This is a genomic window from Micromonospora sp. WMMD980 (genome assembly GCF_029626035.1).
Taxonomy (GTDB): Bacteria; Actinomycetota; Actinomycetes; order Mycobacteriales; family Micromonosporaceae; genus Micromonospora.
Map to the genome: position 1 here is coordinate 6,112,021 of NZ_JARUBE010000003.1, position 13,507 is coordinate 6,125,527.

The 13,507-nt window shown below is 73.9% G+C and carries 11 protein-coding genes; 6 read left to right on the forward strand and 5 right to left on the reverse strand.

Annotation, left to right across the window (positions count from 1 at the left end):
• Positions 1-7: 7 nt before the first annotated feature.
• Complete coding sequence (hemB, locus tag O7618_RS28905; RefSeq protein ID WP_278109298.1) at positions 8-991, forward strand: porphobilinogen synthase; 984 nt, start codon at positions 8-10, stop codon at positions 989-991.
• Here the strand turns inward: hemB and O7618_RS28910 are convergent.
• The gene (locus O7618_RS28910) at positions 985-1,554 is read right to left on the reverse strand and encodes an NAD(P)H-dependent oxidoreductase (RefSeq protein WP_278109299.1); all 570 of its coding nucleotides are present in this window, start codon (positions 1,552-1,554) and stop codon (positions 985-987) included. The two genes, hemB and O7618_RS28910, sit on opposite strands and share 7 nt — an antisense overlap.
• A gap of 55 nt (positions 1,555-1,609) precedes the next feature.
• Between O7618_RS28910 and O7618_RS28915 the strand changes: the two genes are divergently transcribed.
• Both O7618_RS28915 and O7618_RS28920 read left to right on the forward strand, forming a co-directional pair.
• Positions 1,610-1,951, forward strand: coding sequence for a MerR family transcriptional regulator (locus O7618_RS28915; protein ID WP_278109300.1), 342 nt, complete (start codon positions 1,610-1,612; stop codon positions 1,949-1,951).
• A gap of 485 nt (positions 1,952-2,436) precedes the next feature.
• On the forward strand, positions 2,437-3,135 hold the full coding sequence (locus O7618_RS28920) for a helix-turn-helix domain-containing protein (RefSeq protein WP_278109301.1): 699 nt from the start codon (positions 2,437-2,439) through the stop codon (positions 3,133-3,135).
• Positions 3,136-3,158: 23 nt separating this feature from the next.
• On the opposite strand, the gene O7618_RS28925 is transcribed toward O7618_RS28920, so the two are convergent.
• The 3 genes from O7618_RS28925 to O7618_RS28935 form a co-directional block, all read right to left on the reverse strand.
• Complete coding sequence (locus O7618_RS28925) at positions 3,159-6,431, reverse strand: lamin tail domain-containing protein (RefSeq protein ID WP_278109302.1); 3,273 nt, start codon at positions 6,429-6,431, stop codon at positions 3,159-3,161.
• 94 nt (positions 6,432-6,525) lie between these two features.
• On the reverse strand, positions 6,526-7,542 hold the full coding sequence (locus tag O7618_RS28930) for a GNAT family N-acetyltransferase (protein WP_278110187.1): 1,017 nt from the start codon (positions 7,540-7,542) through the stop codon (positions 6,526-6,528).
• 72 nt (positions 7,543-7,614) lie between these two features.
• Positions 7,615-8,829, reverse strand: a complete 1,215-nt coding sequence (locus O7618_RS28935) for a lytic murein transglycosylase (RefSeq protein WP_278110188.1) — start codon at positions 8,827-8,829, stop codon at positions 7,615-7,617.
• 56 nt (positions 8,830-8,885) lie between these two features.
• Between O7618_RS28935 and O7618_RS28940 the strand changes: the two genes are divergently transcribed.
• Together O7618_RS28940 and O7618_RS28945 are read left to right on the forward strand one after the other, a co-directional pair.
• On the forward strand, positions 8,886-9,110 hold the full coding sequence (locus tag O7618_RS28940; RefSeq protein ID WP_278109303.1) for a zinc ribbon domain-containing protein: 225 nt from the start codon (positions 8,886-8,888) through the stop codon (positions 9,108-9,110).
• Between the two features lie 128 nt (positions 9,111-9,238).
• Positions 9,239-12,049, forward strand: a complete 2,811-nt coding sequence (locus O7618_RS28945; RefSeq protein WP_278109304.1) for an adenylate/guanylate cyclase domain-containing protein — start codon at positions 9,239-9,241, stop codon at positions 12,047-12,049.
• A 55-nt stretch (positions 12,050-12,104) separates the two neighbouring features.
• Here the strand turns inward: O7618_RS28945 and O7618_RS28950 are convergent, their stop codons facing one another.
• Complete coding sequence (locus tag O7618_RS28950) at positions 12,105-12,647, reverse strand: phospholipase (protein WP_278109305.1); 543 nt, start codon at positions 12,645-12,647, stop codon at positions 12,105-12,107.
• Between the two features lie 193 nt (positions 12,648-12,840).
• Between O7618_RS28950 and O7618_RS28955 the strand changes: the two genes are divergently transcribed.
• Positions 12,841-13,488, forward strand: a complete 648-nt coding sequence (locus O7618_RS28955) for a PadR family transcriptional regulator (protein WP_278109306.1) — start codon at positions 12,841-12,843, stop codon at positions 13,486-13,488.
• The last annotated feature ends 19 nt before the right edge of the window (positions 13,489-13,507 follow it).

Below are 13,507 nucleotides of genomic sequence, written 5' to 3' on the forward strand. Positions count from 1 at the left end.
GCACCCCATGCCGTACCCCGAGATCCGGCCCCGCCGGCTGCGCCGCAACGCGGCCGTGCGGCGGCTGGTCTCCGAGACCCGCGTCGCCCCGGCCGAGCTGGTCGTGCCGATGTTCGTCAAGGAGGGGCTGGCCGAGCCGCGGGCCGTCGCGTCGCTCCCGGGGGTGCTCCAGCACTCCCGGGACTCGCTGCGCAAGGCGGCCGTCGAGGCGGTCCAGGCCGGGGTCGGTGGGATCATGCTGTTCGGGGTGCCGGCCGAGCGGGACGAGACCGGCTCCGGCGGCCTCGACCCGGCCGGCATCCTCAACGTGGCCATCCGGGACGTGATCGCCGAGGTCGGTGACTCGACGGTGGTGATGAGCGACCTCTGCCTGGACGAGTTCACCTCGCACGGGCACTGCGGCCTGCTCACCCCGGACGGCGGAGTCGACAACGACGCCACGCTTTCCGCCTACGCCCGGATGGCGGTCGCTCAGGCCGACGCCGGGGTCCACGTGGTCGGGCCGTCCGGGATGATGGACGGCCAGGTCGGCGTGGTCCGCAGGGCGCTGGACGCCGCCGGGCACCAGCACGTCTCGGTGCTCGCGTACGCCGCCAAGTACGCCTCGGCGTTCTTCGGCCCGTTCCGCGACGCGGTGGAGTCGGCGCTGGACGGCGACCGGCGCGCCTACCAGCAGGACCCGGCGAACCTGCGGGAGTCGCTGCGCGAGGTCGAGCTGGACGTCGCCGAGGGCGCCGACATGGTGATGGTCAAGCCGGCGCTGCCCTACCTCGACGTGGTGTCGGCGGTCCGGGCCGCGGTGGACGTCCCGGTCGCCGCCTACCAGGTCTCCGGCGAGTACGCCATGGTCGAGGCCGCCGCCGCCAACGGCTGGATCGACCGGGAGCGGACGATGCTGGAGACGCTCACCTCGATCCGCCGGGCGGGCGCCCAGATCATCCTCACCTACTGGGCGGTCGAGGCGGCCCAGATGCTCCGCGATCGCTACTGACCGTACGGCCGTCGCTCGCGCAGCGCGTCGCCCCACCAGCTCAGCTCGTCGAGCGTCGCGTCGGCGGCCCGCTCCAGGGGGCCGTCGGCGGCCAGCTTGCCCCGCCGGTCGAGGCGGTTCCACGGGCCGGTGAGCACCACGCCGCTGCGGGTCGTCATCGCGTGCAGCTCGGCGAAGACCAGCCGGAGCTGTTCGACCGCGCGGATCCCGCCGGAGCCGGCGCCGTAGGAGACGAACCCGACCGGCTTGGCGACCCATTCCCGGTGGTGCCAGTCGATGGCGTTCTTCAGGGCCGCCGGGAAGCTGTGGTTGTACTCGGGCGTGACCACGACGAACGCGTCGGCGGCGTCGAGGCGTCCGGCGATCGGGCTGGCCGGGTTGCCCTCGGGCGGCGTGTCGGCGAGCGGGAGCGGCACCTCGGCGAGGTCGACCAGGTCGGTGCGAAGGCTGTCACGGTGTGCGGCGTGGCCGACGAACCAGTCGGCGATCATCCGACCCATCCGGGGGCGACGCACGCTGCCGACGAGCACGGCGATGGTGAGCGGCGATTCTTGCGTCGTCATGGGATGGACGCTAAGACTTAAACAATTGTTGAAGTCAAGTCGTTGCGGGGTGGACATGCTGACGGTCGGAGAGGTGGCGCGCGAGGCGGGGGTCAGTGGTTCCGCGATCCGCTTCTACGAACGCCAGGGCCTGATCGAGGCCGGCCGGACCAGCGGCAACCAGCGCCGGTTCGGTCCGGACGCGGCGTGCCGGGTGCGGGTCGCCCGGGTGGCGCAGCGGATCGGCCTGAGCGTCGGTGAGATCCGCGACCTGCTCGCCGCCCTGCCGCCGGAGCCGGCCCTGACCGACTGGCAGCGACTGCACGGCCGGCTCACCGCCGAGGCGGAACGGCGCATCGCCGAGCTGCACGCCGCGCTCGACGACGTCCGCTCCGGCCGCCGCCTCTGCGACCTGTGACCCCGGCCCGGCCCGCTGTCTCGCGCGTGGGCACGGCGCCTCGGTCCGGACCCGGCCGGCGGCTCGCCACGGATAGCCGACTCGGCTATCCGTGCGCCGGATGCGGCCGAGCGACCCGCCTTGGTTACGTAACGTCACATTCGTCTGCCCACCGCAGGGCACTCGCTGCCGCCTTTGCTCTGCAGCCATCGACGCAGCGGCAATCCTCAGTGACCACTGCCTCCGTGGCTGCAGAGCAAAGGCACCGTTGGATGCGTGGGCCGTCGGGCCAGGCCGACAGGAATTGTCCGTTGAGCGGCTTATCCGGGCCCGGAGCGAGGTGGAGAGGCATCACTAGGCGTAACGGACCGTGAATGTCACAGTCCGTGAGTATTCGAGCTGGCGAACACCGCTTCGAGGGGCGCGGACGACCGCCGCACGGCGGGTTTTCCACAGCCGCGACGGGCGAGGTTGCCGGTCCGGCGGGGAAGCGCGAGCGTGGCGCTATGACCGGCCCTACCGACGACGCCGCGACCGAAGCGACCCCGACCTCGACCTCGGCCCCGACCTCGGCCCCGATCCAGGCCCCGATCCCGGCCCCGGGCCGGGTCCCGGGCCGGGATGCCGCGCCCGAGCCGGCGGCCATGGGTGGCGGTGTCGGCGGGTCCGAGGAGGACGAGCGGCCCGCGCTGCTCACCGAGCGGTTCGACGTGCCGTTCCCGGCCGCCGGGATCGTCCGGGCGGTCCGCCGCCGCGCCGACGCCAGCCAACGGGAACTGGCCCGGTTCGCGCGGGTGCACCCGACCACGGTCGGGCGGATCGAGGCCGGCGCCCTGGTGCCGAGTCTCGCCATGCTGTGCCGGCTCGTCGGCACGGCCGGCTTCCGACTCGTCGTCGTCGACGCGTGGGGCACGGTCCTCCAGCCGATGCGGGACCGGGCGGACCTGCGGGACGGCGCGGAACGCCGATACCCGTCGCACCTCGACGTGGTCACCGACCCGCGGCCCGGGGAGTGGTGGGCCGACATCTACGGGCTGGCCCGGCCGCCGGAGACGTTCTACCGGAACCGGGCCGTGCGGGACGCGCTGCGGCGGCGCAGCCAGTGGGAGGTCCGGGTGGCCAAGTACCGCAACGTGCCGCCCCCACCCGACCTGCAGCGGCGCGAATACGGCGGCGGCCCGCCGCCCGGCTGGAGAGCCGGATGACGGGCCGCCGCGCGGAACACCGCTCAGTCGTCGTTCAGAATCGTCCCGACACCGGACGGGTCGACCAGCCGGAGACCCGGCACCCCTGCCACGTGCAGGGTGAGCCGCTCGTCCGCCTCCCGCTTGCGGTCCCCGCGCACGGTGACCGGGAAGGCCAGCGACGTCCGGCCCGCGGCCAGCACCCGGCAGCCGACGTACGGGTCGTAGTCGGAGCCGGCCTGCGCCGTGGTGCCGTAGGTGGCCGCGCAGAGCAGGGCCGGCTCGGAGAGCGGTCGGGACACGGTGACGGTGAACGTCATCGTGGTGGTGCCCCTGTCGCCCTCGGTCACCGAGGTGTCGGCCACCCGCAGCGCGGCCCGCGAGGAGAACCGGGCCACCGTCGGGTCGTGGTCGCTGGCGCCCCGGTCACCCAGCTCCGGTGCGTCGGTGGGGTAGTCGGCGTTGATGTGCGCCGTCCGCACCTGCACCAGGTCCTCGTGCATCGGGTCGTTGACGAACATGTTGTCGAGCGTCTGCGCCTGCCCGCTGAAGGTGTACGAGTAGGCCGCCGCCGGCGCTTCCGCCACCAGGTCGTCCCAGAGGTTGTGCAGGCCGGCCTGGTAGAGCGGGGCGAGCTGGTCCGACGGGGTGGGGTTCTGCCCGGTCGCGATCGGGTCGTCGGGGCGCGGGAAGACGTTCAGGTCGCCGCCGTAGACCACCCGCGCGTCCGGGTCGGTCGCCTCGACCGCCCGCACCATCGCGGCGCCGTACGCGGCCTGCTCGCGGCGCTGCCCGACCCGACTGTCCGGACCGGACGAGAAGTGGTTAACCACCGCCCAGAGCGTGAACCGCTCGCTCGACCCGGGGGCCGCCCTGACGGTGAACCGCGCCAGCTGCGCCGCCCGGGTGTAGACGTTGCTGCCGTCCACGCCTGTCGACCGATCCACGTCGGTCGGCAGCACCGCGTTGAACGCCTTCGGGTTCTGCACGTCCGCGTTGGACGGCAGGGCGGCCGAGCGATAGTCGACGGTCGGCGCGGCGCCCAGCAGCGGGTTGGTGGCGGTGGCCTGGGCCAGCGTCAGCCGGTCGGTGCGATAGAGGAAGGCCGAGGCGATGCCCCGGGCGTCCGCGCCGGTGCGGTCGTACGCGGCGGCGTAGGCCGGGCCGCCGGCTGCCGCGACGGCGAGCGCCAACTCCTGCACGGTGTCCGGCGCGCCGTCGGCGTCATTGGTGTCGCCGCAGGCCAGGCTGCCGTCGACCACCGAGCAGATGTCCTGGTCCTCGGCCTCCTGCACCAGGATCAGGTCCGGGCTGTGCAGCGAGTTGACGATCTGCCGAGCCTGCGTGGCCAGCTTGGCCGCGTACGCCTCGGGGCTGGCCGGCACGTAGTCGAACGGCGGGCTGACCCCGGGGCAGCCGGTGTTGCCGGCGAAGTCGCAGCCGTCGAACGGGTCGTCCCGGTAGTCGTACAGGTTCTCCACGTTGTAGGTGGCGACCGCGACCTCGCTGTTGCGGTCAGCCGGCCGCGGCGGGTGGTTCTCCGCCGGGTCCGCGCCACCGGTCAGGGTGAGCTGCTCGGGCTGCACGCTGTACTTGCTGAACGCGTACGAGACGGAGCCGAAGGCGTCCTCGGTCAGCGTGTCGAACGTGCGCGCCTCGGGCAGCAGCGCGCCGGAGTCACCGGCGGTCGCCTTCACGCCACCGGCCCCCAGCAGGATCCGCTGGTTGTTGCCGTTGTCGAAGAGCGTGCCCGGAATGTCGTCGAGCGGGTGCGCGTCCCGGAACACCCGGCGGGCGTACGGGTCGGACCGCTTCATGATCGGGTCCTCGCGGTCGAGCACGTAGATCTCGGAGTCCGCGGTGGAGGCGTAGATGTGCCGGGGCGCGGAGACGCCGCTGCCGGCCCGGACCCGCATCCGCTCACCCTCGTGCCGCTCCCAGAACCTGTCGGCGGCGTCCGCCTCGGCCGGCGGGATCGCGTCGTCGGCCCGGACGGCGGTGTCCACGTCGAGACCCGAGTCGAGCTTGCGGACCAGCGAGGCGCTGGAGAGCTGGGTCTGGTTGAAGTATTCCGAGACCCGCCCGCGGAGCACCACCTCGTCGCCGACGGTCGGCGCGTAGCCGCCGATCAGCGTGGTGAAGGAGCCCGTGAAGACGAAGATGCCGTCCGAGGTGAGCGGGTCACCGTCCTCGGTGCCGAGCCGGCTCTGCAGGTAGAAACCCCACTGGTCGGCCCCGGCCGAGCTGCGGGTCAGCGACTTGCTGGTGATCACGCCGCGTACGTCGTGCAGCGTCGTGCTGGTGCCGTTGCCGCTGGCCGGCGCGAGCGGAGACCGGTCGGTGCGGCCGCTCTCGTCGTCGCCGGTGCGACCCTGCACCTCGCCGACGGAGAGCACGCTCGTCGCCTGCACGGCGAGCGTGCAGGTGGCGGTGCCGCCCTCGGCGTCCGTCGAGGTCACCGTGACGGTGTAGCCGCCGGCCGGCAGGCCGGTCGCGGTCAGCGTCGCCCGGGCGGTGCCGCCGGCCGCGGTCGCCGGGGTGAACGCGGTACGGCTGATCGAGCCGCTCGCCGGCGCCGGGACGACAGAGGTGACGGCGAGGTCGGTGATCGTGTCGTCGGCGTCGGTCGCGGTCACCTCGCGGGTCGCGGTGGCGCCCGCCTCCAGGGTCAACGCGCCGCCGCAGGCCACCGTGGCCGGCTGGTCGACCGGGCCGCCGCCGTCGACGGTGTGGCTGCCCAGCCCGTCGAACGTGTCGGTGGCGAAGCCGGCCCACTGGGCGGCCGGGTCGAACGCGTCGGCGGGGTCGGTGTCGCCGGCGCTCACCGAGGGCAGCCGGCGCAACGTGTTGTCGGCTGTGCTGATGAGCCCGCTGCCCCACTCGGTGCCCGGGTCGACGCCGACCTGGCCGATCGAGTCGACCACCGTCTCGCCCTTGCGCAGCACGATCGCGTCGTCGCCGTTGAACAGCGCGCCGCCGTACGTCTGGTCGGCCTGGGCGAGGATCGCCGGCGCCGCCGACGCGGCGGCGAAGACGAACACGTCCCCGGCGGCGACGGTGCCGCTGAGCGCCACGTTCGTCGAGGTGGTCGCGCCGTTGAAGAAGAGCTGGAGCTGGTAGCCGCCGGCGGCCAGGTCGACCGGGGCGCCGGTGCCGTTGAACAGCTCGACGGCCTTGTTGTTGGACGACCCCTCGACGTATTCGGAGATGAGCAGGTCGGTGGGCGCGGCACTGGCCGCGGGGGGTGCGATGCCGATCGCCGTGGCGGTGACGGCGGCGGTGGTCGCGAGCGCGGCCAGTGTGCGGCGCGGGCGCATGGAGCCTCCACGATGGGTGGGCGGGAACTAACGCACGTTAAGGGGCGCGGCCGTCCGTCGTCCATCCCCCGGGCAGCCGTTTGGTGAACAAGGGTCAGCGGTGACTGTCCAGCCGGTGCACCAGCTCGCCGACGTCCACGCCGTATTCGCACCAGTCGCGGTCGGGCCGGTAGCCCAGCTCGGCGTTGACCTTGAGCATCGACTCGTTGACCTGCGCGTTCCAGGTCTGCACCTCGGCCACCTCGGGCTCGGCCGAGCGCAGCTCCAACAGCATGCGCGCCTTGATGGCCCGGTCGATGCCGTAGCCGCGGTGGTCGCGGACCACGATGGTGTCGTACTGGTCGGCCCGGGTCGGGTGCTGCGCCGGCACCACCACCTCGGTCAACCCGGCCACCTCACCGGTCTGCTCGTGCAGGGCCAGCACGATGTACGGCTTCATGCCCCGTCGGTGCAGGGTGGCGAGGCTGTCGCGGAGCCGCTCCGGATCGTAGGAGCTGGGCCGCAGCTCACCGTCGTCCACGTCGCGCACCTCTGCCTTCGCCCGCGCGTACGCCTCGATCAGCTCGTCGGGCGGACCGCCCGGGCAGAACTCGACGTGGTAGCCCGCGCCCACCTCGGTGGCCATCTCGGTCAGCGCCGGCCAGTCCACCGCGCCGAGGTCGAGCACGCTGCGGGTTTCGACGTATTCCCTGGTGAAGCCCAGCGCCTCGTAGAACCCGACGGCGGGGGTGTCACCGACCACCTCGACGCCGATCGACTGGAAGCCCTCGTCCCAGACCCGGCGGGCGGCCACCCGCACCAGCTCGCGGCCGATGCCGGTGCGCCGGCGCGCCGGGTGCGTCAGCACCTCGAGCACGCCGATGCCGCCGAGCAGCAGCACGTGCACGTGCCCGACGATCGCGCCGGGGGTGCCGTCGGGCGCCGGGTCGTCCTGGGCCACCCAGGAGATCCGTCGTTCACCGGGCATCACCTCGGACAGGTATTCCCGCAGGGAATTCGCCCGCCAGGGAGGATCCTGCGGAAGATCCGCCGCCAGGACCGCGTTCAGCGTGTCCAGCAGCGACGCGATCTCGGCGGACGACGCGGTCCGAGGGTCCCACTCGCGCACCATCACCCGTCTAGCTTGCCGTCAACCGCAGCTCGGGGGAAGGGTTGAGTCCGCGAATGTACGCGCGTCGTCACATCACGTGCCGCTGGAGCGCCCGTACTCGTCGGCCTTCGTGAAGACCTCCTGAGCGTAGCGCCGCACATCGTTGTAGGAGAGGATCGCGCCCCACCAGTCGCCCGGGATGGTCAGGTTCCGGCCGCCCTGGCACAGGTATTCGCCGGCGGCCAACGCCGCGTCGTCGATGTCGTGCGGGTTCTTCACGCCGTCGTTGTCGGCGTCCGCGCCGATCTCCTGCCAGGTGCTCGGGATGAACTGCATCGGCCCGAGCGCCCGGTCGTAGGTCTTGTCGCCGTCGAGCCGGCCCTGTTCGGTGTCGAGGATCCGGGACCGGCCGCCCTGCCCGTCGAGCGGCGCTCCGAGGATCTCCTTCGAGGTGAGGCCGTTGGGCAGCAGGGTCGCCCCGCCGAACGAACCGTGCCGGGACTCCACGTAGCCGATCGCGGCGAGCGTGGTCCAGCTCAGTTGGCAGCTGCGGTGGGTCTGGGCCAGCACCAGCTCGGCGTAGCCGTACGCCTGCACCGCCACCGCGGGGATCCCGGTGGTGGCGGCGACCCGCTGCGCCCATCCGCTGAGCGCGTCGGCCGGGCGGCCGGTCGGCAGCACCGGGGTGGCGGTGGCGCCACCGGCCGACGGCGTGCCGGTCGGGCCCACCGTGCCGGGCAGGCCCGGCCGGCCGGTCGGGACGGGCGTCGCGGTCAGCCCTGGCACGGCGCCGGTCTGCGGCACGCCCAGGACCGGCGCGGCGCTGGTGGCCTCGACCGCTACCGGCTCGGGCTTGCGGACGGCGGCCGGCACCAGCACCGCGCCGGCCGCGACGGCTGCGCCGACCAGGACGAGCAGGAAGAGCGCGGGGACCGTGGTGCGCCCGCTCGGCCGGCGCGACCAGGCCCGGGTGGCCCGGGCGGCGCCGACGGCGAGCTGCCGCGGGCGGACCCGCCCGGCGTGCGCGAACGGCACCCGCCGCCGGCCGGCCGTCGGCGGCTTCGGCTCGGGGGCGGCGCCGTCCGTGCCCGTCGGGCCCGACTCGGAGGTGGGGCCGTCCGAAACCGGCTCGGCGTCGGGAGTGGTCGCGCCGGTCTCCGGTTTCACGCCGGCTCCGGGCCCGCTCTCCCGTGCGGCCACGGCCGCGGACGCGCCGCGTCGAGGGCGGGGGACCGGCCCGGCGTCGCCGTCGGGCGGCGCGGCGGGTCGCAGGGGCCGGACCGTCGGTCGCCGTTCGCCGTCCACCACCCGTCGAGTATCACCCATCCGTGCGACGGCGTCAGGCCCGGCCGTACGCTGGCGGCATGCCCCGGTACGAGTTCCGTTGCCGCGCCTGCGGCGACACCTTCGAGGTCAACCGCCCGATGGCCGAGGCCGGCCGGCCCGCCACCTGTCCACAGGGCCATGCCGACACGGTGAAGCTGCTCTCCACGGTGGCGTTCACCGGGCGGGGCGGCGGCGCCGGGCCGGCCGGTGGGGCGTCCACCCCGGCCGGCGGTGGCTGCTGCGGCGGCGCCTGCGGCTGCTGATCCGGGCGGCGGGCCACGCCTCGTCCGTGGGAACGTTTGGTCGGAACCTGCCCGACCGTTCTCACGATGCGTGACGACGCGATCATAGGGCAGCATGAACCCGACGTCAGCGGGCGGAGGTTCGACGTATGTCGCCACGGATCCACCTCCCGAGCGGGTGGGTGACCTTCGTGTTCACCGACATCGAGGGTTCGACACGGCTGGCCCGCATGCTCGGCCCGGTCTACCGGCCGGTGCTGACGGAGCATCGCCGGCTGCTGCGCGACACGCTCACCGGCACCGACGGGGCGGAGCTGCTGACCGAGGGCGACTCGTTCTTCCTCGCCTTCCCGGACGCGGCCGCCGCGGTGCACGCCTGCCTGACGGCGCAACGTGCGTTGGCCGCCCACGAGTGGCCGAACCCCGACGCCACGCCCCGGGTGCGGATGGGCCTGCACACCGGCTACGCGGAGCCACGCGACGGCGAGTACGCCAGCCCGGAGGTGCACCGGGCGGCCCGGGTGGCCGCCGCCGCGCACGGTGGTCAGGTGCTCTGCTCGGCCGCCACCGCGCGGCACGCCGACCCGTTGCCCGACGGCGCGTCCCTGCTCGATCTCGGTCTGCACCGGCTGCGCGGCTTCGACGACCGGGAGCGGCTGTTCCAGCTCGTCGCGCCCGGCCTGGAGCGGCGGTTCCCGCGTCCGCGCACCGCCGACGCGGCGGCGCACAACCTGCCCACCCAGGTCACCTCGTTCGTCGGGCGGCACTTCGAGCGGGCCGAGCTGGGCCGGCTGGTGGAGGCGTACCGGCTGGTGACCGTGCTGGGTGCGGGTGGCGCGGGCAAGACCCGGTTGGCCGTGGAGCTGGCCTCCGGGATCGTCGAGAACTATCCGGACGGGGTGTGGTTCGTCGACATCGCCGCGGTGACCGACCCGGGGCTCGTCGCGTTCGAGATCGCCGCCGTGCTGGGGCTCCGCCCGGAGCCGGGCCGGCCGATGGTCGACACCCTGGTCGAGTACGCGGCGCCGCGCCGGATGCTCGTGGTGCTGGACACCTGTGACGCCCAGCCGGCCGCCTCGGCCGAGGTGATCTCCCGGCTGCTGGCCGGTGGCCGGGGGGTGCGGGTGCTGGCGACCAGCCGGGAGTCGTTCGGGGTGCCGGGCGAGGTGGTGTGGCGGATCCCGCCGCTCTCGGTGGACGAGGGCCCGGGTGTCGGCGGTAGCGACGCGGTGGCGCTGCTGCTGGACCGCACCGCCGCGGCGCGGGGTGGTCGGCCACCTGACCCGACGGAGCAGGACGACCTGCGTCGGGTGGTGCGCCGGCTGGACGGCCTGCCGCTCGCCATCGAGTTGGCCGCGGCACGGTTGCGGGTGCTCTCCGCCGGGCAGTTGGCCGAGCGGCTCGACGACATGCTCGGCGCCCTGGACGCGGGGCGGGACGCCGCGGAGCCGCCGCCGGTGGAGGCCGGCTGGAGCGGCAACCAGCAGGACACGGTCGACCTGGTGGCCGCCGCGACCGGGTCCGCCCCGCCGACGCCGGCGTCCCGGGCGGTGCAGCGGTCGGCCAGCGAGCGGCACCTGACCATCCAGGCCACGGTGACCTGGTCCTACCGGACACTCGGCGCCCGCTCGTCGCGGCTGCTGCGGTGGATGGCGGTCTTCGCCGGCCCGGTGGACCTGCCGACCGTGCAGTGGTTGCTGAACGAGGATCCGCTGGATCCGCTGTCGGTGCTGGTGGACAAGTCGATGGTGCTGGCCGAGCCGCACGCCTCGGGCAGCACCTACCGGATGCTGGACCCGATCCGGGCGTACGCGGCTCGCCGGCTGATCTCCACCGGCGAGGAGCAGACCGCCCGGGACCGGCACGTGGCCTGGTCCCGGCACGCGCTGGACCGGGCGCACCTGGGCCCGGACGGCCGGCCGGTGACGCTGTCGCTCTATGCGTTGGACCCGCTCGCCGGGGAGTTGCGGGCCGCGTTGCGGTGGTGCGCCACCGGCGGCAGCGCCCGGTCGGGGCTGCACCTGGCCGGCGGGTTGGACCAGTGGTGGCGGGAGCGCGGGCTGGCCCGGGAGGGTCGGCTGTGGCTGTTCCGGCTCTACGGGCGGATCGCCGAGACCGGCGAGGACATCCCGGAGGCCGAGCTGGCCGCCGCCTACCACATGCATTCGCTGCACGCGGGTGCGGACGGCGAGTTCGCCGAGGAGTTGCGCTACTCGCAGCGGGCCGAGGCGGCCGCCCGGCAGGCCGGCGATCTGGGCCTGCTGGCCCGGGTGCTGGCCGGGCGCGCCGCGCCGCTCGTCGACATGGGGCAGTTCGCCGAGGCGGAGCGGGTCTGCCGGGAGGTGCTCGACTGGGCGTACGCGCAGGACGTGGTGGGTGACGCGTTGCTCGCCGTCTACAACCTGGCCGAGCTGCTCTGGCGGCGGGGTGCGCTGGACGAGGCGGCCGAGGTGCTCGGCGCGGCCCGTCCGGTGGAGGCGGGCCGCCCGGTGGAGCGGGGCCGCCGGTCGGTGGACATGCTGCTGGGGATGGTGGCGCTGGCCCGGGGTGACCTGGTGGCGGCGCACGAGCACCTGCTGGTGGCGTTGCGGTCCCGGATGAGCCACGGCTACCTGGGCCGGGCCTGCGAAACGATCAACGCGATCGCGGTGCGCTGCGCGCTGGCGGGGGATGCGGTGGCGGCGGCCCGGCTCTTCGGCGCGGCGCAGGCCACCCGGGCGAGCCTGCGGGCCACGCCGGGCATCTTCGAGCCGTACTGGCTGGCCCGGCAGGCTGATCTGCGCCGGTCCCTGGGCGACGAGGCATTCGACGCGGCCTACGGCGCGGGGGCCGGGCTGCGGCTGGACGAGGCGGCGGCGTTGGCGTTGCACGTCGAGCATCCGGACCTGACCACCGACTCGTTCTGGTTCGGCCCGTCCGGCTCGCGGCCGGCGGCCGAGCCGCGCAGCACGGCGGGCTGAAGGTACCCGAGCCGGCCGCCGGGGAGCCCGACGGGCGGGCTCCCCGGCGGCCCGGTCAGCTCCGGACGGCGGCGCGACGCTCGGCGTCGGCCTTCATCCGCGCGGCGCGGTCGATGTCGGCCTGCTTGACCGCGGCGACCGATCCGAACACGCTCACCGCCTGGTAGTAGGTCCAGGCGAGGCTGTAGCAGGCGGGCCGGACGATCGCGTTGTAGGTGGCGCAGACCCGCTTCAGGTCCTCGTAGAACGCGCTGTCCAGGCGGGACTTGTTGGCCGGGAAGATGCCCATGGCCTTGTGGTTGCGGTAGCCGAAGTCGTGCCGGTAGCAGGAGAGGTTGAACGAGAAGCCGAGCGGGTTGTCCGGGCTGGACGAGCAGTAGTCGGTGGACCAGTCGAAGCCGTACTCGGCCCAGGGCGTCTTGTTGAGCCGGGCGCTGTTCCAGGCGTTGTAGCTGCTGGCGCTGGTCTGCGTCCAGCTGGACAGCACCGACAGCTTCTGTTGGGTGCTCACCGCGGCGGCGGCCGGTGAGGCCAGGCCGAGCACGGTGAGCAGGGCGATCAGGCCGGTGGCGAGGGTGGTGGCGAGGCGTCGGGACATGGGGGACCTCCGCGTGGTCGGCATCGGGTCGGCCGCTCCGGGATCTCCGGAATTCCAAGATTGTCGATCAATGCGGTGACGTCGGGGGATGGTCGGGAAGGCCGCTTGCTGACATCCGCCCAAACAGACGAATGACTCCCGGCGGGGATCCGCATATGCTCGCTTACGAGTAATCGGATGCGAGGAGTCGGTCGTGGCGAAGCGACGCCGGGTCGGGAACCTGCTGGCGCTCGCCGTGCTCTCCGTGCTCGTCGAGCGCCCCCGCCATCCGTACGAGATCGCCACCGTGCTCCGCGAGCGCGGCAAGGATCAGGACATGCCGATCAAGTGGGGCTCGCTCTACACAGTGGTGGCGAACCTGGAACGGCACGGCCTGCTCGCGGCGGTGGAGAGCGGGCGGCAGGGGCGGCGTCCGGAGCGGACCGTCTACCGGATCACCGACGCCGGCCGGACCGAGCTCGTGGACTGGACCCGGGAGCTGGTCGCCGTGCCGGAGCGGGAGCATCCTCGCTTCGAGGCCGGTCTGTCCGTGCTCGGCGCGCTCCACCCGACTGAGGCGACCGAGCTGCTGCGCCGGCGCCTCGACCGGCTGACCGGGCAGCTCGACGCGCAGCGGGCGGCGCTGGCCCGGCACGCCCGGGAGGTGCCCCGGCTCTTCCTCGTCGAGGCCGAGTACGACCTGGCCGTCCGCGAGGCCGAGGCGACCTGGGTGCGCGGGCTGCTCGACGAGTTGACCACCGGCTCGTTGCCCGGGCTGGCCGCCTGGCGGGCCTGGCACGAGACCGGCGCCATGCCGCCCGAGTGGGCCCAACCGGCGGAGAGGGGGACCGAGGAGCACTGACCCACGGACCCCGGCGGGG